20 protein-coding genes, 2 tRNA genes and 1 pseudogene are annotated in these 19,699 nt (G+C 52.1%); 12 read left to right on the top strand and 11 right to left on the bottom strand.

The features are described 5' to 3' along the window. Positions 1–30: 30 nt before the first annotated feature. Positions 31–1,029 carry a glyceraldehyde-3-phosphate dehydrogenase gene (gapA, locus tag ACXI0A_RS12700; protein WP_034828788.1) on the bottom strand — a complete coding sequence of 333 codons (999 nt, stop codon included), beginning with the start codon at positions 1,027–1,029 and terminating at the stop codon, positions 31–33. 338 nt (positions 1,030–1,367) lie between these two features. On the opposite strand from gapA, the gene msrB reads away from it, so the two are divergent. Further along, a complete protein-coding gene (gene msrB / locus ACXI0A_RS12695; protein WP_224931828.1) occupies positions 1,368–1,778 on the top strand; it encodes a peptide-methionine (R)-S-oxide reductase MsrB in 411 nt (136 codons plus the stop codon). A 2-nt stretch (positions 1,779–1,780) separates the two neighbouring features. Continuing rightward, positions 1,781–2,062 (top strand): YeaC family protein, encoded by a 282-nt coding sequence (locus tag ACXI0A_RS12690; protein ID WP_200570059.1) that lies wholly within the window; start codon positions 1,781–1,783, stop codon positions 2,060–2,062. 35 nt (positions 2,063–2,097) lie between these two features. On the opposite strand, the gene pncA is transcribed toward ACXI0A_RS12690, so the two are convergent. From pncA to sppA, 3 genes are all read right to left on the bottom strand, one after another. Continuing rightward, positions 2,098–2,706 carry a bifunctional nicotinamidase/pyrazinamidase gene (gene pncA, locus ACXI0A_RS12685; protein WP_224931830.1) on the bottom strand — a complete coding sequence of 203 codons (609 nt, stop codon included), beginning with the start codon at positions 2,704–2,706 and terminating at the stop codon, positions 2,098–2,100. A gap of 16 nt (positions 2,707–2,722) precedes the next feature. Further along, entirely contained in the window at positions 2,723–3,736 is a 1,014-nt protein-coding gene (gene ansA / locus ACXI0A_RS12680) for an asparaginase (protein WP_476148509.1), read from the bottom strand. 85 nt (positions 3,737–3,821) lie between these two features. Continuing rightward, a complete protein-coding gene (gene sppA, locus ACXI0A_RS12675; protein WP_476148510.1) occupies positions 3,822–5,681 on the bottom strand; it encodes a signal peptide peptidase SppA in 1,860 nt (619 codons plus the stop codon). Positions 5,682–5,850: 169 nt separating this feature from the next. Here sppA and ACXI0A_RS12670 point away from each other — a divergent pair, with 169 nt between their 5' ends. Next, entirely contained in the window at positions 5,851–6,402 is a 552-nt protein-coding gene (locus ACXI0A_RS12670) for an NAD(P)H nitroreductase (protein WP_476151050.1), read from the top strand. Positions 6,403–6,411: 9 nt separating this feature from the next. Here the strand turns inward: ACXI0A_RS12670 and ACXI0A_RS12665 are convergent. Then, positions 6,412–6,465 (bottom strand): annotated as a pseudogene (locus ACXI0A_RS12665) (hypothetical protein); the annotation flags it as partial. 90 nt (positions 6,466–6,555) lie between these two features. On the opposite strand from ACXI0A_RS12665, the gene selD reads away from it, so the two are divergent. Genes selD through ACXI0A_RS12650 form a run of 3 tightly spaced genes read left to right on the top strand, consistent with a single transcriptional unit; the run spans position 6,556 to position 9,840 of the window. Then, positions 6,556–7,599: a selenide, water dikinase SelD gene (gene selD, locus ACXI0A_RS12660; protein ID WP_476148511.1), complete on the top strand. Its 1,044-nt coding sequence runs from the start codon at positions 6,556–6,558 to the stop codon at positions 7,597–7,599. A 22-nt stretch (positions 7,600–7,621) separates the two neighbouring features. After that, entirely contained in the window at positions 7,622–9,544 is a 1,923-nt protein-coding gene (locus tag ACXI0A_RS12655; RefSeq protein ID WP_476148513.1) for a DNA topoisomerase 3, read from the top strand. Next, a complete protein-coding gene (locus tag ACXI0A_RS12650; RefSeq protein WP_476148514.1) occupies positions 9,544–9,840 on the top strand; it encodes a DUF1496 domain-containing protein in 297 nt (98 codons plus the stop codon). The genes ACXI0A_RS12655 and ACXI0A_RS12650 overlap by 1 nt, the downstream gene beginning before the upstream one ends. A 32-nt stretch (positions 9,841–9,872) precedes the next feature. Here ACXI0A_RS12650 and xthA read toward each other — a convergent pair whose 3' ends face one another. From xthA to ACXI0A_RS12625, 5 genes are all read right to left on the bottom strand, one after another. Continuing rightward, entirely contained in the window at positions 9,873–10,685 is an 813-nt protein-coding gene (gene xthA / locus ACXI0A_RS12645) for an exodeoxyribonuclease III (RefSeq protein WP_476148516.1), read from the bottom strand. 110 nt (positions 10,686–10,795) lie between these two features. Continuing rightward, positions 10,796–10,880, bottom strand: a tRNA-Tyr gene (locus tag ACXI0A_RS12640). Positions 10,881–10,925: 45 nt separating this feature from the next. Then, positions 10,926–11,010 (bottom strand) — tRNA-Tyr (locus ACXI0A_RS12635). Between the two features lie 144 nt (positions 11,011–11,154). After that, positions 11,155–12,003 (bottom strand): formyltetrahydrofolate deformylase, encoded by an 849-nt coding sequence (gene purU / locus ACXI0A_RS12630; protein ID WP_034828882.1) that lies wholly within the window; start codon positions 12,001–12,003, stop codon positions 11,155–11,157. A 57-nt stretch (positions 12,004–12,060) separates the two neighbouring features. After that, positions 12,061–12,516, bottom strand: coding sequence for a YchJ family protein (locus ACXI0A_RS12625; protein WP_476148518.1), 456 nt, complete (start codon positions 12,514–12,516; stop codon positions 12,061–12,063). 96 nt (positions 12,517–12,612) lie between these two features. On the opposite strand from ACXI0A_RS12625, the gene rssA reads away from it, so the two are divergent. The 5 genes from rssA (at position 12,613) to ACXI0A_RS12600 (ending at position 18,125) form a co-directional block, all read left to right on the top strand. After that, positions 12,613–13,518, top strand: coding sequence for a patatin-like phospholipase RssA (rssA, locus tag ACXI0A_RS12620; RefSeq protein ID WP_034828813.1), 906 nt, complete (start codon positions 12,613–12,615; stop codon positions 13,516–13,518). Between the two features lie 102 nt (positions 13,519–13,620). Beyond that, entirely contained in the window at positions 13,621–14,637 is a 1,017-nt protein-coding gene (gene rssB, locus ACXI0A_RS12615) for a two-component system response regulator RssB (RefSeq protein WP_224931847.1), read from the top strand. A 193-nt stretch (positions 14,638–14,830) separates the two neighbouring features. After that, positions 14,831–15,739 (top strand): UTP--glucose-1-phosphate uridylyltransferase GalU, encoded by a 909-nt coding sequence (galU, locus tag ACXI0A_RS12610; RefSeq protein WP_224931849.1) that lies wholly within the window; start codon positions 14,831–14,833, stop codon positions 15,737–15,739. Positions 15,740–15,762: 23 nt separating this feature from the next. Beyond that, a complete protein-coding gene (locus ACXI0A_RS12605) occupies positions 15,763–17,103 on the top strand; it encodes a UDP-glucose dehydrogenase family protein (protein ID WP_224931851.1) in 1,341 nt (446 codons plus the stop codon). A 14-nt stretch (positions 17,104–17,117) separates the two neighbouring features. Continuing rightward, positions 17,118–18,125 (top strand): SDR family NAD(P)-dependent oxidoreductase, encoded by a 1,008-nt coding sequence (locus ACXI0A_RS12600; protein ID WP_476148521.1) that lies wholly within the window; start codon positions 17,118–17,120, stop codon positions 18,123–18,125. A gap of 97 nt (positions 18,126–18,222) precedes the next feature. Here ACXI0A_RS12600 and hns read toward each other — a convergent pair whose 3' ends face one another. Next, a complete protein-coding gene (gene hns, locus ACXI0A_RS12595) occupies positions 18,223–18,630 on the bottom strand; it encodes a histone-like nucleoid-structuring protein H-NS (protein WP_224931855.1) in 408 nt (135 codons plus the stop codon). A gap of 416 nt (positions 18,631–19,046) precedes the next feature. Here hns and tdk point away from each other — a divergent pair, with 416 nt between their 5' ends. Continuing rightward, positions 19,047–19,667, top strand: coding sequence for a thymidine kinase (gene tdk / locus ACXI0A_RS12590; protein WP_476148522.1), 621 nt, complete (start codon positions 19,047–19,049; stop codon positions 19,665–19,667). Positions 19,668–19,699 lie beyond the last annotated feature (32 nt).

Here is a 19,699-nt window from a genome sequence, read left to right as displayed (position 1 = left end):
AAGTCACCCCTTGTCTGTTTCGCCAGTTGCTTACTTAGAAGCAACCAGTGCAATCAGATCCAGAACTTTGTGTGAGTAGCCAGTTTCGTTGTCGTACCATGAAACCAGTTTCACGAAGTTGTCGTTCAGTGCGATACCGGCTTTAGCATCGAATACTGAAGTCAGGGTTTCGCCATTGAAGTCGGTTGATACAACGTCGTCTTCGATATAGCCCAGAACGCCTTTCATCTTGCCTTCAGATTCAGCTTTGATCACGGCACAGATTTCTTTGTAAGTTGCTGGTTTTTCCAGACGTACAGTCAGGTCAACAACAGACACGTTCGGGGTAGGAACGCGGAACGCCATACCGGTCAGTTTACCGTTCAGCTCTGGCAGAACCACGCCCACTGCTTTAGCAGCACCGGTAGAAGATGGGATGATGTTCTGAGCTGCGCCGCGGCCGCCGCGCCAGTCTTTGTGAGACGGGCCATCAACAGTTTTCTGGGTAGCGGTGGTGGCGTGAACAGTGGTCATCAGACCTTCAACAATACCGAAGTGGTCGTTGATCACTTTAGCCAGTGGTGCCAGGCAGTTAGTGGTGCAAGACGCGTTAGAAACGATGTCCTGGCCAGCATATTTTTCAAAGTTAGCGCCACGAACGAACATTGGGGTCGCATCTTTAGAAGGACCGGTCAGAACCACTTTCTTCGCACCAGCCTGAATGTGTTTGCGTGCGGTTTCGTCGGTCAGGAAGATACCGGTTGCTTCAGCAACAACGTCAACGCCCACTTCATCCCATTTCAGGTTAGCCGGGTCTTTCTCAGCGGTAACACGGATTTTTTTGCCGTTAACAATCAGCGCGCCGTCTTTAACTTCTACGGTACCGTCGAAACGACCGTGCGTAGAGTCATACTTCAGCATGTAAGCCATGTAATCCGCGTCGAGCAGGTCGTTGATTGCAACGATTTCGATGTCAGAACGCTGCTGTGCAGCACGGAAAACGATGCGACCGATACGGCCAAAACCGTTGATACCTACTTTGATAGTCATATATTCCACCAGCTATTTGTTAGTGAATAAAAGGTTGGCTGTAAAATTACAAAAACCTTACCAGGCGTCAAGCGGAATCGTGTCAATTGTTGCGACAGGTCAATTCCAACGCCAGGAATAATTGGTTGCGCAATCGCTTACGCAGCACCCTTATAGCGCGCCTATGTTACGCCGAATGGCGGCCGAAAAGGGATGACTTTTGCAAAGGGTGATCGATGTCACAATTTTGCGCTATGAGAGTCGTGGCGAACGGGTTCGCACGAAAAAAGACCATGAAGATGTTGTTCGTTTGTTAGAATACTAGTCGATTTTTACAGAATGACACTCCGGAACTCAAAATGGCTAAAGACACCGCACCCGAGGCAAAAATCGCGCAACTTTCCGAGATGCAGCGCTACGTTACACAGCATCGCGGCACGGAACCTCCTTTCAGTGGCGCGCTACTGCATAACAAGCAGGAAGGCATTTACCACTGTTTAGTGTGCAATTCACCGCTGTTCCTCTCCGACTCCAAATATGATTCAGGCTGCGGCTGGCCGAGCTTCTACCAGCCTTACAGCGATGAGGCGATTCGTTATCTGGAAGATGATTCCCATGGCATGCACCGCGTGGAAATTCGCTGTGGCAACTGTGATGCGCATCTTGGCCATGTGTTCCCGGATGGCCCTCAGCCTTCCGGTGAGCGCTACTGCGTTAACTCTGCCTCATTGAGCTTTACCGATGAGCAGGGCAAGCAACAAGAGGGCTGAGCATGAAGCAAGAACTGGAAGCCATGCTGGCGGCAATGACGCCGGAAGTGTACGAGCGGCTCGCCACTGCAGTGGAAACCGGCAAATGGCCGGACGGTGTCGCGCTCACGCAGGAACAGCGTGACAATAGCCTGCAGCTGGTGATGCTGTGGCAGGCGCGCCATAACGACGACCCACAGCATATGACCATTGGTAAAGGTGGTGAGATGGTGATGAAGTCGAAGAAGCAGCTTAAGGAAGAGTTTGGTATCGAACCGGACGTGACGCGTATTAACCTGCACTAAAATGCCAAAGGGCTGGTTATCGCCAGCCCTCATTTTCAGATTATTACCGCACCCTGCGCTTCCATCTGTTGGATGGCGATTTCGCTGTCGTCGGGATTCAGGTTGACGCCGCGACAACCTTCTTTTACCACTTCAACGTTGTAGCCCAGCTCAAGCGCGTCAAGCACGCTGTATTTGACGCAGTAATCGGTGGCGATACCCAGCATCACCAGATCGCTAATACCGCGTTCCCGCAGCCAGCTGTCCAGCTCCGTTTTGCGGCGATGACCATTGTCGAAGAAGGCACTGTAACTATCTACGTCAACATCGCCGCCTTTGTGGAACACCGCATCAATCAGTGTCCGATCCAGTCCGGGGTGAAAATCCGCACCCACTGAGTTCTCGATACCGTGATCGGGCCACCAGATTTGCGCCAGACCGTTCAATTCGCCCAATGTATAAACCGGTTCGCCAGAGACGGACGCGAAGCTGCCATGATCTGCCGGATGCCAGTCCTGTAATGCCACTACACATTCTCCCCGATCGCGGAACTCGCGTGCGTAGCGATTGGCAACGGCAACCGTTTGGTCGCCTTCGCGCACCGCCATTGGGCCGCCGGGGCAAAAATCGTTTTGAATATCGATGATTATCAATGCCCGCTTCATTACATCTCGCTCCGTATCAGTCGTCGGTCAGTTCGCCACGTAAATTCTGTTGCATTCTGGCACGAATTTCCGAGTTGGTAAGGTTTTGACTCAACAAAAAGTGCAGTTTTGTTAATGTTGCCTCAACCGTAAGGTCAAAGCCGCTGATCACGCCCGCATGCTCCAGCGCGTTGCCGGTGGCATAACCGCCCATGTTCACTTTGCCTGACATGCACTGCGTCAGATTCACCACCACAATACCGCGCTCGCTGGCCTGCTGCAGCTCCGCCAGGAACTCCGCATTCTGCGGCGCGTTACCCACACCATAAGAGCGCAGAATCAGCGCTTTCACCGGCTGGCGTAAGAAGTTACGTACCACATCGGCAGAAATGCCGGGATAGATGGTAACCACACCAATCGGCTGCGGGGTAATCGGGTGCACAATCAGCTCACCGCTGCCCTGAGGCGCTGGTGGTGTATTGAGTTTACGAATGTGAATGCCGGCTTCCAGCAAAGGCGGGAGATTCGGTGAAGCAAAGGCGTTGAAGCCGTCAGCATGCGCTTTAGTCGTGCGATTGCCACGGAACAGCGTGTTATTAAAGAACAACGCCACTTCATTGATCGGGTAGTTAGCGGCAACGTACAGCGAATTAAGTAAATTCTGCTGACCATCTGAGCGCAATTCTGCCAGTGGAATCTGCGAGCCCGTCACAATCACCGGCTTCGAGAGGTTTTCCAGCATGAATGACAGCGCCGAGGCGGTAAACGCCATGGTGTCGGTGCCGTGCAGAATCACAAAGCCATCATAGCTGTGGTAATTCTGTTTGATATCATCAGCAATCGATTGCCAATCCAACGGCGTCATATCTGACGAATCCATCAGTGGCTGATATTCGTGAATGGTGAAATTCGGCATTTCTGGCCGATGGAACTCTGGCATGTTAGCCAGCTGCTGCTGCAGGTGACCGGATACCGGAATGTAGCCCTGTGCGGAGCGCTGCATACCGATGGTACCGCCGGTGTAGGCTACGTAGATATTTTTCTTTTGCATGAATGAACTCAGACTTGCCGTAAAACGCGCAGTATAAGGGGATTAACAGCGAAAAGCAGCCCGACCAGCGGCCGGGCTGTAAAGATTAGCGTACGTTGCCGCAGTTCAGGCAGAAGGCGTAGCGATTTTGCGGATCGTTAAGATTATTCATCAGGCCAGGCTGATCTTTCACTGCACTCATCACGTCCAGCATTGGCGCGGGTAGCCACACTTTCAGTGCCGCTGGCAGCATCGCCTGTGCGGAGGCATTCATCTGATTTAACAGCAGATCAATCATGCCAGGATCGTCCTGATACCAGCTAAGCTGCGGTTTAGCGACTTTTGCCAATTCGGCAGCTTTCGTCACGGCATCGTCAAAGTCACCCAACGCATCCACCAAACCATTGGCTTTGGCATCGCTACCGGTCCAGACGTGGCCCTGAGCAATATCATTGATCTGTTCAGGCGTTTTATGACGTGATTTCGCCACCAGCCCGACAAAGTTGCGATAGCCATTTTCAATGGTCAGTTGCATCAACTGCTGCACTTCCGTCGGCAGGGCTTTGGTGGTAGCAACATCAGCCAGTGGCGAAGTGGCGACGCCGTCAGTGTGCACACCAATACTGCCCAGACTGTTTTCGACGGTGTTAATGACGCCAAAAATCCCGATCGAACCGGTCAAGGTGCTGGGGGCTGCCACAATGTAGTCTGCTGGCGTAGAGATCCAGTAGCCACCTGAGGCCGCCATACCACCCATCGAAACCACCACCGGCTTGCCCGCGTCATGCGCTGCAGCTAACTCTTCGCGAATCGCTTCCGATGCCGAGACGCTACCGCCAGGGCTGTTAACGCGCAGCACGATGGCTTTGATTTTCGGATCGAGACGCGCATCGCGAATCTGTGATGCCGTGGTATCGCCACCCACATTACCGGCAGTCTCCTCACCGTCCATAATCGCGCCATTAGCGAAAATCACCGCGATATTGCCATCCTGATCCTGCTGAGGATGTTTAACGGTGTAATCGTAAATGCTGACGTTGCGGTAATCGTTATTGGCTTTATCCCAGCCAAAGGTTTTCACCAACTCCTGATCTGCGGCCGCACGGCTATCCAGCACGTCGACTAATTTATTGTTCAGCGCATATTTTGCGGTATCACCATCGACGGCTTGCAACCCGCTGATGACGCCGGCTGCCCCCGGGAACAGCTGATCCGGCGTTATCTGGCGATTCGCGGAAACCGTGTTCAGGTAGTTCTGCCACAGTTGGCCGATCCAGCGACCATCAGCGTCACGCGCTTCCGGTGACATATCGTCACGCAGGAAAGGCTCGACAGCGGATTTGTAGGTGCCCACGCGGAAGACATGAGAATTAACTTTGAGCTTCTCTAACAGGGATTTGTAATACAAGCCATTGGTAGCAAAACCGTGCAGATCGACGGTGCCCTGCGGTGACAGATAGATCCTGGTGGCATAGCTGGCGATGTAATATTGCGCCTGGCTGTAGCTGTCACCGATGGCGTAAATTGGCTTGCCCGCATCACGGAATTCGCGCAACGATTTACCTAAATATTGCAGTGAAGGTTGATCGCCGCCAGCGAAGTCACGCAAATCCAGCACGATCCCGGTGATGTTTTTGTCAGTTTTCGCCTGACGAACCGCATCCACCACGTCGAACAATGAATTCTCTTGCAGACGGTCGCTGCTGGCGCCCAGCAACTCACGGCTGATACGACTCAGGCGATTACTGACGGAGGGTTTATCCACCAATACACCGCTTAAATCCACTTTCAGTGCACCTTGTTGCACCGGCTCGCTGCTGTTAGCGCTGGAAAGCTGCATCCAGATACCGACGCCCGCGAGGATTAAGACGATGAGGAATAAATTAAGAATAAATTCCCGAATAAAATTCAACACCCGCCAGCTCCAGCGGAACAGGCCAGCAATAATTCGCCACAATGTGCGCATAAACTCTCCATATTCACGTAACAGGGCAGTCGCCACGCGGTCTGCCCCGATGTCGGGTTCATCCTAATGAGCAGCGTGCGAAATGTCAGCAGGAAATCGCGCCAGACTGTTACAAAAGATCTTGCTGTGCCAGGATTAGCCCACGCTTTTTATTCACGGGAGAATAATGATGGATGCACTGGATTTATTAATTAACCGCCGTTCGGCATCACGTCTGGCAGAACCGGCGCCAGCGGGCGAAGTCTTGCAGAACATTTTGCACGCAGGCTTACGTGCGCCGGATCATGGCACGTTGCAGCCGTGGCGCTTTGTCATTGTGGAGAATGAAGGACGCGAGCGTTTTGGTCAATTGCTTGAACAAGCGGCGCGTGACAGTAACCTCGATGAAAAAGCGATTGAAAAATCCGCCACTGCGCCGTTTCGTGCCCCGATGATTATCACCGTAGTGGCACACTGTGAAGAGCATGCCAAAGTCCCGCATTGGGAGCAGTTAGTCTCCGCCGGCTGTGCGGTAATGGCGATGCAAATGGCCGCGGTTGCACAGGGCTTTAATGGTATCTGGCGCAGCGGCCCATGGACTGACCATCCTTCAGTGCGTGAAGCCTTTGGTTGCCGCGAGCAGGATGCGATTGTCGGATTCCTGTATCTCGGTACACCGCAACTCAAAGCGAATACCACCGTGGTCGCACCGGACACCGCGCAATTTGTCAGTTATTTCTGACAGACATCGGCGGGTTTCTTCGGCAGGGTGAGCCGTGTTGCAAAGATTGCACACCACGTGTGCGAAAGATCGAGCTTAGGTCGCGCAACACTTACCACCGGCTGACAGCCAGGCTAACATACGGCCTTCTGTTCAGCGCATAAGGAACCCGCCATGAGTGAACCTCTTCGTCTGACGCAATACAGCCATGGAGCTGGCTGCGGCTGCAAAATTTCGCCGCAGGTACTGGAAACCATTCTTCATAGTGAGCTGACCCCTTTTCACGACCCGCAGCTGCTGGTGGGCAACGAAACCCGTGACGATGCCGCTGTTTATGACCTTGGCAACGGCACGGCGGTGGTAAGTACCACAGACTTCTTCATGCCGATTGTCGATGATCCCCATACCTTTGGCCGTATCGCCGCTACCAACGCTATCAGTGATATCTATGCCATGGGCGGTAAACCGATCATGGCGATTGCCATTTTAGGCTGGCCCGTCAACGTGCTGAGCCCGGAAGTGGCGCAGCAGGTAATTGAAGGTGGCCGTGCGGCGTGCCAGGCTGCCGGTATTGCGCTGGCGGGTGGGCACTCGATCGATGCACCGGAGCCGATTTTTGGCCTGGCTGTAACCGGCATCGTTGATGTGGCGCGGGTGAAAAAGAACAGCGCCGCGCAGGTGGGGAGCCAGTTGTTTCTCACCAAGCCGCTGGGAATTGGCATCCTGACCACGGCCGAGAAAAAAGGTCTTCTGTTGCCAGAGCACCAATCTTTGGCGGCTGAGGTGATGTGTCAGTTGAATAAAGCCGGTGCCGAGTTCGCTAAACTGGACGGTGTTAGCGCCATGACCGATGTGACCGGGTTTGGCTTACTTGGACACCTGAGTGAAATTTGCCAGGGCTCAGGCTTGCGCGCTGAAATCAATGCTGAGAAGGTTCCGCGCTTGCCGGGAGTCGATGACTATATTGCTGCGGGGGCAGTGCCCGGTGGCACTCAGCGCAATTTTGCCAGCTATGGTGCCCATATTTCCGCGATGGATGATGCCACGCGTGCGTTACTCTGCGACCCGCAAACCTCGGGCGGTTTACTGGTGGCAGTGCAACCTAGCGAGGTTGAAGCATTCCAGCACTGCGCAACATTGGCAGGCGTGCAGGCGACGGCGATTGGTGAACTATTGGCTGCCGATCCCGCCTGCCCATTAATTACCGTCGTGAACTGACGTAGAAGGATCGACGCCATACATGCGTTTGTTTATTGCTGAAAAACCCAGCCTGGCGCGCGCCATTGCTGATGTACTACCTAAACCGCATCGACGCGGTGATGGCTTTATTGCCTGTGGCAACGATCAGATGGTCACCTGGTGCGTCGGGCATTTGCTGGAGCAGGCGCAGCCGGACAGCTATGACAGCCGCTATGCGCGCTGGAATCTTGCAGACCTGCCGATTATCCCGGAAAAGTGGCGTTTACAGCCGCGTCCGTCGGTGGCGAAACAGCTTAAAGTGATTGAAGGTTTACTGCAGCAGGCGAGCGAAGTGGTGCATGCCGGTGACCCGGATCGTGAAGGTCAATTGTTAGTCGATGAAGTGCTGGACTACCTGCAACTCGCGCCGGAAAAGCGGCAGAAAGTGCAGAGGTGCCTCATTAACGATCTCAATCCCTCCGCCGTGGAACGTGCGGTAAGCCGTTTGCGTGAGAACCGCGAGTTTATCCCACTGTGCGTCTCCGCATTGGCCCGCGCCCGCGCAGATTGGCTCTACGGCATCAATATGACCCGTGCGTTTACGCTGTTAGGGCGCAATGCCGGTTACGATGGCGTGTTGTCGGTAGGACGCGTTCAGACACCGGTGCTCGGCCTGGTGGTGCGTCGCGATGAAGAGATCGAAAACTTCATCCCGAAAGATTACTTCGAAGTGAAGGCGCATATCGTAACGCCGAAAGATGAGCGTTTCATTGCCAGTTGGATACCCAGCGATGCCTGCGAACCCTGGCAGGATGAAGAGGGCCGCCTGTTACACCGATCGCTGGCCGATCACGTGTTGGAGCGTATCAACGGTAAGCCGGCAATGGTCACCGGCTATAACGACAAAAGGGAATCTGACACCGCGCCGCTGCCGTTTTCGCTCTCCAGCCTGCAGATTGAAGCAGCGAAGCGTTTTGGTCTCAGCGCGCAAAACGTACTGGACTGCTGCCAGCGTCTGTATGAAACCCACAAGCTGATTACCTATCCGCGTTCTGACAGTCGTTATTTGCCGGACGAACATTTCGCCGGACGCCATGCGGTGCTGAATGCGATTCAGGCGCACCAACCCAATCTGACACCGCCGACGGATTTTAACCCCGATCAGAAAAACCGCTGCTGGGACGATAAGAAGGTGGATGCGCACCACGCCATCATCCCTACCGCCCGTTCCAGCAAAGTGAATCTGACGGAAAATGAAGCCAACATTTACGGCCTGGTGGCACGTCAGTATTTGATGCAATTCTGCCCTGATGCAGTGTTTCGCAAATGCGTTATCGATCTCGAGATTGGCGGTGGCAAGTTTGTTGCGAAAGCACGCTTTCTGGCAGAAGCGGGTTGGCGTGCCTTACTCGGCAGTAAAGAGCGTGATGAAGAGAACGATGGCACGCCTTTACCTGTCGTGGCAAAGGGCGATGAGCTGCTGTGTGAGCGCGGTGAAGTGCTCGCCAAGCAGACACAGCCGCCGCGCCCATTTACCGATGCCACTCTGTTATCCGCCATGACCGGCATCGCGCGCTTTGTTCAGGATAAAGAATTAAAGAAAGTGCTGCGCGCGACCGATGGTTTAGGGACGGAAGCGACGCGAGCCGGCATCATCGAATTATTGTTCCGCCGGACATTCCTCGTGAAGAAAGGCCGCTATATTCATTCTACGGATGCGGGCAGGGCGCTGATCCATGCATTACCTGAAATGGCGGCCCGGCCAGATATGACGGCTCAGTGGGAATCGACATTAACGCGCATCAGTGAAAAGGCCTGCCGCTATGATGAGTTTATGCAGCCGCTGGTCTCCACGCTGATCGGGTTAATTGGCGAAGCGCGTCAGCGACCCTCGTTGCAATCATTTAGAGGCATTGCCGCACCGGCCGCTAAACGTAAAGCAAAACCGAAATCGACCCGGCGTAAAACCAAGGAGACAGAGTGATGCGTTATATCCTATTAGCGCTTAGCGGGCTGTTGCTGTGCACGACTTCGGCGCTGGCAAACCGCCAGCCGGAAAACAGTCGCATGGGCAATACGGATGTGGTGGTGGATATGCCACCTGAAGTCTGGACACAGGGCCAGAATAATCAGCAGAGCAACTGCCTGCAGTGCTGCACCTATGAGAATCGCAGTTATTCTGAAGGGGCGGTCGTCAAAGCGGAAGGCGTACTGCTGCAGTGCGGGCGTGATGAAAAAGTGATGGGCACTAACCCGCTTATCTGGAAAATCATCAAATAAACAGCGTGGCGTTTACACGCCACGCTGTTTCATTATTTATCCAGATTGAACGTCGACCAGACCGGCGCATGATCCGACGGTTTTTCCATGCTGCGGATCTCGTAATCAATGCCACTTTCAATGCAACGTGCGGCCAGCGGCTGACTGGCCAGCAACAGGTCGATACGCAGACCCCGGTTATCATCAAAGCCTTTTGAACGGTAGTCGAACCAGGAGAAGCGGTCAGCTGTTTCCGGGTATTTGGCGCGCCAGGTATCCACCAGTCCCCACTGCAGCAGACGATCCATCCACTCACGCTCTTCTGGCAGGAATGAGCATTTACCGGTGCGCAGCCAGCGCTTACGGTTATCTTCGCCAATGCCGATATCGAGATCGGTACTGCTGATATTCATGTCACCCATGATCAGCACCGGCTTATCGATTGCCAGCTGCTGTTCCAGATAATCCTGTAAATCGCGGTAGAACTTCTCTTTCGCCGGGAATTTGGTCGGATGGTCACGGCTCTCACCCTGCGGGAAGTAACCGTTAATTACGGTGATGTCGCCAATCGGGCTGGGGATTTCCGCCATGATCAAACGACGCTGTGATTCCTCATTATCACCGGGAAAACCACGACGAACCGAAACGGGCTGTGCCTTGGTCATCAGCGCCACACCGTAGTGACCCTTCTGACCGTGATAAAACACGTTGTAACCCAGTTTGCTGACATCTTCGAGCGGGAACATGTCGTCATGCACTTTTGTTTCTTGTAAGCCGATAACATCTGGCTGATGCTGCTCAATCAGCGCCTCAAGTTGATGAGGGCGAGCACGCAAACCGTTGATGTTGAAAGAGATGAATTTCATTTCGCTGCCATTCTTATCCGCAAAAGTATGCCGGGATGGTAACGAGTTTTCGTTAGAATGTCATGGATTGAATCGGGAAGAGATAACGATGTAAGCGCCAGGAGAAGCGATGGTGGCGGGAGAAGGATTCGAACCTTCGAAGTCGATGACGGCAGATTTACAGTCTGCTCCCTTTGGCCGCTCGGGAATCCCGCCAGGGATATAAAGCTCTTGAAGATTCAGGCGAGGAGATAATTCAGATGGTGGCGGGAGAAGGATTCGAACCTTCGAAGTCGATGACGGCAGATTTACAGTCTGCTCCCTTTGGCCGCTCGGGAATCCCGCCACTGGCCTGAATTAATATGCCTGAAAGCGGGGCGCATCATATCAAATGCGCTCTGACTGTAAAGCGCTGAAAACAAAAATATGAATCGTTTGCCCACTTTTCATCCGTGGCGCTGAAGAGTTGCACAATTCAGCGCCAGGAAGCTTACAGAATGATGGTGCGGTTACCGTAAACGAATACGCGCTGTCCCAGCACTTTGTAGAGCGCACGGCTCAGAACATTCTTCTCGACATCACGACCGGCACGCATCATCTCTTCTGCGGTGTAGCTGTGATCAACGTTGATCACGTCCTGCATGATGATCGGACCTTCATCAAGGTTGTCATTCACGTAGTGCGCGGTAGCGCCGATAATTTTCACGCCACGCTCGTAAGCCTGATGGTAAGGGCGCGCGCCGATGAAGGCAGGCAGGAACGAGTGGTGAATATTGATGATCTGATTTGGGTAACGCTGAACGAAAGCCGGTGTCAGCACGCGCATGTATTTTGCCAGCACGACGTAATCAGGCTGATAACGATCAATTTCATCGCCCATGCGGTTGTCATGCTCTTCACGCGTCAGGCCTTCATGGCTGACCAGCACAAACGGAATATCAAAACGTTCAACCAGCGAGCGCAGCGTTTCATGGTTACCGATGACGGCGGCAATCTCCATATCGAGACCACCAAACGCGCATTTCATCAGTAAATCGCCCAGGCAGTGCGCCTCTTTGGTCACCAGAATCACCACACGACGACGGCCAGCACTCTGCAGTTCACGGACTGAACCTACCGGTAACGCGCTGTCGAGATCGGCCAGCAGAGTATTGTCGTTGAAAATCCCTTCCAGCTCTGTGCGCATGAAAAAGCGCCCGGTACGGTGATCGACAAACTCATTGTTTTGCACAATGTTGAGTTCATGCTTGTAGCAAATGTTGGTGATCTTGGCGATCAGACCTTTCGCATCTGGGCAAATGGTCCGTAAAACTTTTCGTTGCGTGTTTTGCGCTTGCATCTCGATCAGAGTCCTGTCAAAGCGATGAATGGTAAAGCCGTTGTGCATCTGTCCAGATTAACCACAACATTTTTTGTATTTTTTATCGGAGCCACAAGGACAGCGATCGTTGCGCCCCAGCTCGGGCACCGTTCCGTCGATATAGTACCAGCGTTGATCCTCACGAAGAAAGCGTGAACATTCATAGATGGCCGAAGTGCGCTCTTTTTCGCGGTAACGCGCAAAAAAGGTCACAAAGGCTTCATTCTCATGGCTTCCATGATTACAACGGGTTACATTCAAGCCCAGCCATTCAGTGCCGGAAAAACTTTCAGATAATAACGTCTCAAGGTCGGCCACACGCTTACTGGAGTGCCAGGTCGAAGCCAGATAGCCAGCATTCTTTTCAACATAGGCGGTATAGCGCGAACGCATTAATTGTTCAGCGCTGGCGGGGAATGCCTGACCGTTCAGAAAGGGCTGGCAACATAAGCTATACTGCTTTCCGCTGCAGCAGGGGCACTTTTCAGACACGTCATCTCCTGTGAGTGATTAAAGTTAATTAAAGTGTGCGCTATGGTAGCCGACTGCTGAGCGGGATGCTACGTACCAGACTAATCACGAGGTGCGATGAGAAAGGTGAGGATCGGGCTGGCCCTGGGGTCAGGTGCCGCTAAGGGTTGGGCGCACATCGGTGTGATTAATGCACTGGAGCGTGCCGGCATTGAAATTGATGTGGTTGCAGGCTGCTCAGTCGGCGCGCTGGTGGGATCGGCGTACGTCAATAATCGGCTGGGCGTGATGGAAAAGTGGGTAAGCGCATTCCGCTACTGGGACGTTATCCGCTTAATGGATCTGTCGTGGCAGCGAGGCGGGTTGTTACGTGGCGACCGCGTTTTCAGCCACATCCGTCAGTTGATCCCGAATGAATTTATTGAAGGGTGCAACAAACCTTTTGGTGTTGTGGCTTCAAATTTAAGTACCGGTCGTGAGTTGTGGTTAACCGAGGGCGATTTGCATCAGGCGGTGCGAGCCTCCTGTAGTATGCCAGGCTTATTACCACCCGTTGGCTACAATGGTTACTGGCTGGTCGATGGTGCCGTGGTCAATCCGGTGCCGATCTCCCTGACGCGTGCGCTGGGCGCAGACATTGTCATCGCGGTCGACTTACAGCACGACGCGCATTTAATGCAGCAGGATTTATTATCGGTGACACCACAAAGCGGCGAAGAAGAGGCCGCGGCAGAAGCATTAAGCTGGGGCAAAAAACTGCGCCAGCGCATATTGGGACTGACGCACCGCCGTGCTAATCAGACGCCGGGTGCTATGGAGATCATGTCCACATCCATCCAGATTCTGGAAAACCGTCTTAAACGTAACCGTATGGCGGGCGATCCACCGGATGTGTTGATTCAACCGTTTTGTCCGCAGATATCCACACTGGATTTCCATCGTGCAGAAGAAGCCATCGCGGCAGGTAAAGCCGCAGTCGAGAAAAAAATGGATGAACTATTACCGCTGGTCCGTGGCAGATAATCAGGTTGTTCATTCACAGGCAGTGCGACTTCAGTCAATTCTGAAAGGCGCAACTGCGTTTTATGAACCACTATTGAAATATCTGGTACACAGGGGGAGAGAATGGAAAAGCCACTAATCGGCAAAAAGATACTCATTGTCGAAGATGAGGTCGTTTTCCGTTCAATGTTAGACACGATGCTGGCGGGGTTAGGAGCCAGTACGTTGGAAGCGGGAGATGGCCTTGACGGCTTAACTTTGCTGTCGGCCCAAGCCGTCGATCTGGTGATTTGCGATCTGGAGATGCCGCGCATGGGTGGGCTTCAGTTCGTCGAACGTATTCGCAGCCGCGGCAACACAGTGCCGATTTTAATCATCTCCGCGACGCAGAACATGGCCGACATTGCTCATGTCCTGCGCCTTGGGGTTCAGGATGTCCTGCTTAAGCCGTTAAGAAATCTCGAACGTTTTCGTGAAGCCGTGTATGAGTGCCTTTATCCTTCGATGTTCACGTCCAAAGTGGAAGAAGATGAACAGCTGTTTCAGGACTGGGATGCTCTGGTTCGCGATCCACTGGCTGCTGCCAAGCTGCTCAAGCAGCTGCAACCACCGGTTCAGCAAACCATCGCCAATTGCCGCATTAACTATCGCCAACTGACCATGGCAGAACAGCCGGGACTGGTGCTGGATATTGCCGCGTTGTCCGATAAGGATTTGGCCTTCTACTGTCTGGATGTGACGCGCGCTGGTGACAATGGCGTGTTAGCTGCTTTGCTGTTGCGCGCACTGTTCAATGGTTTGCTACAGGAACAACTTTCCGGGCAAAACCAGCGCTTGCCAGAGCTAAACGGCCTACTGCGGCAGGTCAACATGCTGTTACGTCAGGCCAATCTCAGTGGACAGTTCCCCTTGCTGGTAGGGTACTACCATCGCCAGTTAAAAAACCTGATTCTGGTCTCCGCTGGTCTCAACGCCACATTGCACATCAATACCCATCAGATTCAACTCAGTAATGGCGTGCCGCTTGGTACTATGGGCAGTACGCACCTCAATCAAATCAGTCAACGCGCCGATGCCTGGCAGTGCCATGTGTGGGGCGCGGGTGGCAGACTACGGCTGATGCTATCGGCTGAAGAATAAGCGATTGGATTTATATTTTTTGCGGGCTGAAGACAGGGCCAGGGGTAAGCTTTACACTTGGGTAATAGTCTTAAATTCCGCGGATTAACTCCATCCAGGATAAATCCGTCTGATAGTAACTGATATACTCATTTCGTTTTTAAACCGACATATCAAGTATTAACTTGAACGGCCTATTAAGAGAGGTATTTAGATGTCTGCCCATAAGTCTAAAGTAAGAAAAGCGGTAATCCCTGTTGCAGGTCTGGGTACGCGTATGCTGCCTGCTACTAAAGCAATTCCAAAAGAGATGTTACCGCTGGTCGATAAGCCGCTGATCCAATATGTCGTGAATGAGTGTATCGCTGCGGGCATTAACGAGATCGTGCTGGTTACGCACTCCTCTAAAAACGCCATCGAAAACCATTTTGATACCAGTTTCGAACTGGAATCAATGCTGGAAAAACGCGTTAAGCGTCAGCTGCTGGATGAAATCCAGTCTATCTGCCCGCCACACGTGACCATCATGCAGGTGCGTCAGGGTATTGCGAAAGGCCTTGGCCACGCAGTGATGTGTGCACATCCGCTGATCGGTGATGAGCCGGTTGCCGTGATTCTGCCTGATGTGATCATCGATGAGTACGAATCTGACCCAACTAAAGACAACCTGGCAGAAATGCTGGCGCGTTACGAAGAAAGCGGCCGCAGCCAAATTATGGTTGAGCCGGTTGCTGATGTGACCGCTTACGGTGTGGTTGACTGCAAAGGTGCTGACCTGGCACCAGGCCAGAGCGCGCCAATGGTCGGTGTGGTTGAGAAGCCTAAAGCTTCTGAAGCACCATCCAACCTCGCGGTAGTGGGTCGTTACGTGCTGTCTGCTGACATCTGGCCTCTGCTGGCGAAAACCCCTCCAGGTGCTGGCGGCGAAGTTCAGCTGACTGACTCCATCGCGATGCTGATGGAAAAAGAGACCGTTGAAGCCTACCACCTGACCGGTGTGAGCCATGACTGCGGTAATAAACTGGGTTATATGCAGGCTTTCGTTGAGTATGGCGTTCGTCATCCAGTACTGGGTAAAGACTTTACCCAATGGCTGGAAGGCGCTGTAGGCAACAAAAAGTAATTCATTAAACACAGGATAATTCAATGAAAGTCACTGTATTTGGTATCGGCTATGTCGGTCTGGTTCAGGCTGCGGTGTTGGCCGAAGTCGGACATGACGTTCTCTGTATTGATGTCGATGAAAAGAAAGTCGAGAACCTGAAAAAAGGTAATATTCCGATTTTCGAACCGGGTTTGACGCCGCTGGTGATGTCTAACTATGAATCGGGGCGCCTTAAATTCAGCACCAATGCAGAAGAGGGTGTTAACCACGGTGTGATGCAATTTATTGCTGTGGGAACGCCGCCGGATGAAGACGGTTCTGCCGATCTGAAATATGTGACTGCGGTTGCGCGGACAATTGCTGCGCACATGAACGATCATAAAGTGGTGATCGACAAATCAACCGTACCAGTTGGAACGGCTGATCGTGTGCGTGCAGTGATGACCGAGACGCTGCAAAAACGTGATGTCAACATCCCGTTTGATGTGGTTTCTAACCCTGAATTCCTCAAGGAAGGGGCTGCAGTAAATGACTGCATGCGTCCTGAGCGCATCGTAGTCGGTACCGATAACGACGATGTGGTTGAGTTGTTGCGTGAGCTCTATGAGCCATTCAATCGCAATCACGATCGTATGATTCTGATGGATATCCGCAGTGCAGAGCTGACCAAGTACGCAGCGAACTGCATGCTCGCGACCAAAATCAGCTTCATGAATGAGATCTCTAACCTGGCAGAACGTCTGGGAGCCGACGTTGAGAAAGTGCGCCAGGGGATTGGTTCTGATTCACGCATTGGTTATCACTTCATCTACCCAGGCTGCGGCTACGGTGGTTCGTGCTTCCCGAAAGACGTGCAGGCGCTGATTCGCACTGCTGAGTCGATTGGTTACACGCCTCGTCTGTTACAGGCAGTAGAAGATGTGAATGATTCGCAGAAGAACAAACTGCCGAGTTTCATCAAGCGTCACTATGGCGACGACCTGCGCGGTAAAACCTTTGCCCTCTGGGGCCTGGCGTTCAAACCTAACACCGACGATATGCGTGAAGCCTCCAGCCGAGTGCTGATGGAAACGCTGTGGGAAGCAGGTGCGACTATTCAGGCATTTGACCCGGAAGCAATGGAAGAAGCGCAGCGTATTTACGGCCACCGCGACGATCTGAAGCTGACCGGTACCAAAGAAGCGGCGTTGCAGGGTGCTGATGGCCTGGTCATCTGTACTGAATGGCAGAATTTCCGTGCGCCAGATTTCGATGTCATCAAAACCGCGTTAAAACAACCCGTGATTTTTGATGGTCGTAACCTGTATGATCCGGAGCGTATTAGCAAACGCGGCTTCACGTATTACGCTATCGGTCGCGGAGCATCAATTCAAATTGTGTAATAAATGAGGGATGTATGAAGTTTCTGGTTACTGGCGCGGCAGGTTTTATTGGGTTTCACGTGAGTCAGCGTTTGCTGGCCGCTGGTCACCAGGTTGTTGGGATTGATAACCTGAATGACTACTACGATGTTAGCCTGAAACAAGCGCGCTTAGACCAGATCGCTCAGCATCCCGAGTTTATTTTCCTGAAAATGGACCTGGCAGATCGCCAGGCCATTTCTTCTTTATTCGAAGAACATGCGTTTGAACGCGTCATCCATTTAGGTGCACAAGCGGGCGTTCGTTATTCGATTGATAACCCACATGCTTATGCTGACGCCAATCTAATTGGTCACCTCAATATTCTCGAAGGTTGCCGCCATCATAAAATCGGCCACCTGCTGTATGCGTCATCGAGCTCAGTGTACGGGCTTAACCGCAAAATGCCTTTCTCAACGGACGACTCCGTTGACCATCCTATTTCTTTGTATGCGGCCACCAAAAAAGCCAACGAATTGATGTCGCATACCTACTCCCATTTGTACCAGTTACCGACCACAGGCCTGCGCTTCTTTACCGTTTACGGCCCGTGGGGACGTCCGGATATGGCGTTATTTAAATTTACCCGCGCGATGCTGGCGGGAGAACAAATTGATGTTTATAACCGCGGGCAAATGACCCGTGACTTCACTTACATTGATGATATTGCTGAAGCCATCGTACGTTTGCAGGATGTAATTCCGCAGGCTGATGAAAACTGGACAGTGGAAGCGGGATCGCCGGCCACCAGTTCTGCCCCTTATCGCGTATACAATATCGGTAACAGCCAGCCAACCAGCCTGATGACTTACATTGAGTCACTGGAAAAGGCGTTGGGTATTGAAGCGATGAAAAATATGCTGCCGATGCAGCCGGGTGATGTGCCAGGCACCAGCGCAGATACTCAGCCGTTATATGACGCGATTCAATACCGTCCGCAAACCAAAGTTGAGCAGGGCGTACAGAATTTTGTTGATTGGTATCGCGACTTTTATCAGCAATAACGATGCATTAAAAAAGGAAGCCAGCGGCTTCCTTTTTTCTTACCCGGTGTAAAGTGAAATAACGGCAACGTTTTTCACAATTCGAAGCACTGGAAAATTACAGCAGGAAATCGTCCAGTTGTTTACCTTGTTCTTCAATCGCTTTTTTAATCACAGCTGGTGTACGACCCTGGCCTGTCCAGGTGCGGTTTTCACCGTTTTCATCGACGTAAGAATACTTGGCAGGACGAGCAGCACGCTTGGTTTTGCCCGGTGCTTTAGTCTCTGAAAGGGCCTGTAACAGTTCGTTTGGATCGATACCATCAGCAATCAGCATTTCACGGTATTGTTCCAGTTTACGGTTACGTTCAGCATTTTCAGCCTGCGCGTGGGTGTCTTCTTCACGACGCTCATTGACCACAACCTCGAGTTTTTCCAGCATCTCTTCCAGTGTTTCCAGAGTGCATTCCCGAGCTTGCGCGCGCAATGTACGGATATTATTAAGAATTTTAAGTGCTTCGCTCATTGTCCTAATCTCAAAATATAATAAATGGGAGTTGTTCTGCCGACTCATAATAGTGGGGCTAAAAAATAACTGCAATAGTCAGATTAAAAAGTAAAACCTAAAGTAAAAGCCAGAAATCGCATTCAATAACGATTTACAAATATATTCCCCGCTCGCTTTAAAACCTGAAGCCTTGATTATCCGCGTTTGCAGCCACGACGTAGTGCTAATCCTTACACTTTGGCGGTAATAATTCTGAATAAAATCTCAGCATCGATTGTTCTTTGCCAAAACGTGCTATTCAAGTTCGGTAACGAATCCCTTATCTATCATTGTTGTTAATTTGAGCAAATGATAAAAATAATGCATCGCTACAGGTTTACCTGTTTATGGTAGACTGCGCGCCATCAGATTTGTGCTGCGATGAGATTCTGCATATGGCCCAACTTTATTTTTATTACTCCGCGATGAACGCGGGTAAATCCACTGCCTTGCTGCAGTCCTCCTATAACTATCAGGAGCGCGGCATGCGTACCCTGGTGTATACCGCCGAGATTGATGACCGTTTTGGTGCGGGCAAGGTGAGCTCACGGATTGGTCTTTCGTCTCCTGCGTTTTTATATAACGCCGATACTCAACTAAGCCAGGAAATAGCAGATGAACATGCGAAGCAGCCGGTTCATTGTGTGCTGGTGGATGAAAGCCAGTTCCTGACGCGAGAGCAAGTCAGAGCGTTATCGGATGTGGTCGACAATATGGATATTCCCGTATTGTGTTATGGATTACGCACAGACTTCCGCGGCGAACTCTTTACCGGTAGTCAATATTTGCTGGCGTGGGCAGATAAACTGGTCGAGCTTAAAACCATCTGTCATTGCGGACGTAAAGCCAGCATGGTGTTGCGCCTTGACGCCAACGGTAAACCGTTCAGCGAAGGAGAGCAGGTGGTGATCGGCGGCAATGAGCGATATATTTCTGTTTGCCGTAAACACTATAAACAGGCAATTGATGAAGGATCGTTAAAAGCCATTTATGGTTCGCAATCGCCGCACGCTTGATTATTTAGCGATAAAAAAACCCGCCGCAGCGG

The sequence above is a fragment of the Pantoea sp. C1E2 genome, assembly GCF_056491465.1.
The sequence above is the reverse complement of the archived record's forward strand: the minus strand, read 5'-3'. Positions and strand labels throughout refer to the sequence as shown.

Excerpts from the sequence above, each read along its gene's own strand:
- gapA (WP_034828788.1), bottom strand. The coding sequence starts at position 1,029 with ATGACTATCAAAGTAGGTATCAACGGTTTTGGCCGTATCGGTCGCATC.
- msrB (WP_224931828.1), top strand. The coding sequence starts at position 1,368 with ATGGCTAAAGACACCGCACCCGAGGCAAAAATCGCGCAACTTTCCGAG.
- ACXI0A_RS12690 (WP_200570059.1), top strand. The coding sequence starts at position 1,781 with ATGAAGCAAGAACTGGAAGCCATGCTGGCGGCAATGACGCCGGAAGTG.
- pncA (WP_224931830.1), bottom strand. The coding sequence starts at position 2,706 with ATGAAGCGGGCATTGATAATCATCGATATTCAAAACGATTTTTGCCCC.
- ansA (WP_476148509.1), bottom strand. The coding sequence starts at position 3,736 with ATGCAAAAGAAAAATATCTACGTAGCCTACACCGGCGGTACCATCGGT.
- sppA (WP_476148510.1), bottom strand. The coding sequence starts at position 5,681 with ATGCGCACATTGTGGCGAATTATTGCTGGCCTGTTCCGCTGGAGCTGG.
- ACXI0A_RS12670 (WP_476151050.1), top strand. The coding sequence starts at position 5,851 with ATGGATGCACTGGATTTATTAATTAACCGCCGTTCGGCATCACGTCTG.
- selD (WP_476148511.1), top strand. The coding sequence starts at position 6,556 with ATGAGTGAACCTCTTCGTCTGACGCAATACAGCCATGGAGCTGGCTGC.
- ACXI0A_RS12655 (WP_476148513.1), top strand. The coding sequence starts at position 7,622 with ATGCGTTTGTTTATTGCTGAAAAACCCAGCCTGGCGCGCGCCATTGCT.
- ACXI0A_RS12650 (WP_476148514.1), top strand. The coding sequence starts at position 9,544 with ATGCGTTATATCCTATTAGCGCTTAGCGGGCTGTTGCTGTGCACGACT.
- xthA (WP_476148516.1), bottom strand. The coding sequence starts at position 10,685 with ATGAAATTCATCTCTTTCAACATCAACGGTTTGCGTGCTCGCCCTCAT.
- purU (WP_034828882.1), bottom strand. The coding sequence starts at position 12,003 with ATGCAAGCGCAAAACACGCAACGAAAAGTTTTACGGACCATTTGCCCA.
- rssA (WP_034828813.1), top strand. The coding sequence starts at position 12,613 with ATGAGAAAGGTGAGGATCGGGCTGGCCCTGGGGTCAGGTGCCGCTAAG.
- rssB (WP_224931847.1), top strand. The coding sequence starts at position 13,621 with ATGGAAAAGCCACTAATCGGCAAAAAGATACTCATTGTCGAAGATGAG.
- galU (WP_224931849.1), top strand. The coding sequence starts at position 14,831 with ATGTCTGCCCATAAGTCTAAAGTAAGAAAAGCGGTAATCCCTGTTGCA.
- ACXI0A_RS12605 (WP_224931851.1), top strand. The coding sequence starts at position 15,763 with ATGAAAGTCACTGTATTTGGTATCGGCTATGTCGGTCTGGTTCAGGCT.
- ACXI0A_RS12600 (WP_476148521.1), top strand. The coding sequence starts at position 17,118 with ATGAAGTTTCTGGTTACTGGCGCGGCAGGTTTTATTGGGTTTCACGTG.
- hns (WP_224931855.1), bottom strand. The coding sequence starts at position 18,630 with ATGAGCGAAGCACTTAAAATTCTTAATAATATCCGTACATTGCGCGCG.
- tdk (WP_476148522.1), top strand. The coding sequence starts at position 19,047 with ATGGCCCAACTTTATTTTTATTACTCCGCGATGAACGCGGGTAAATCC.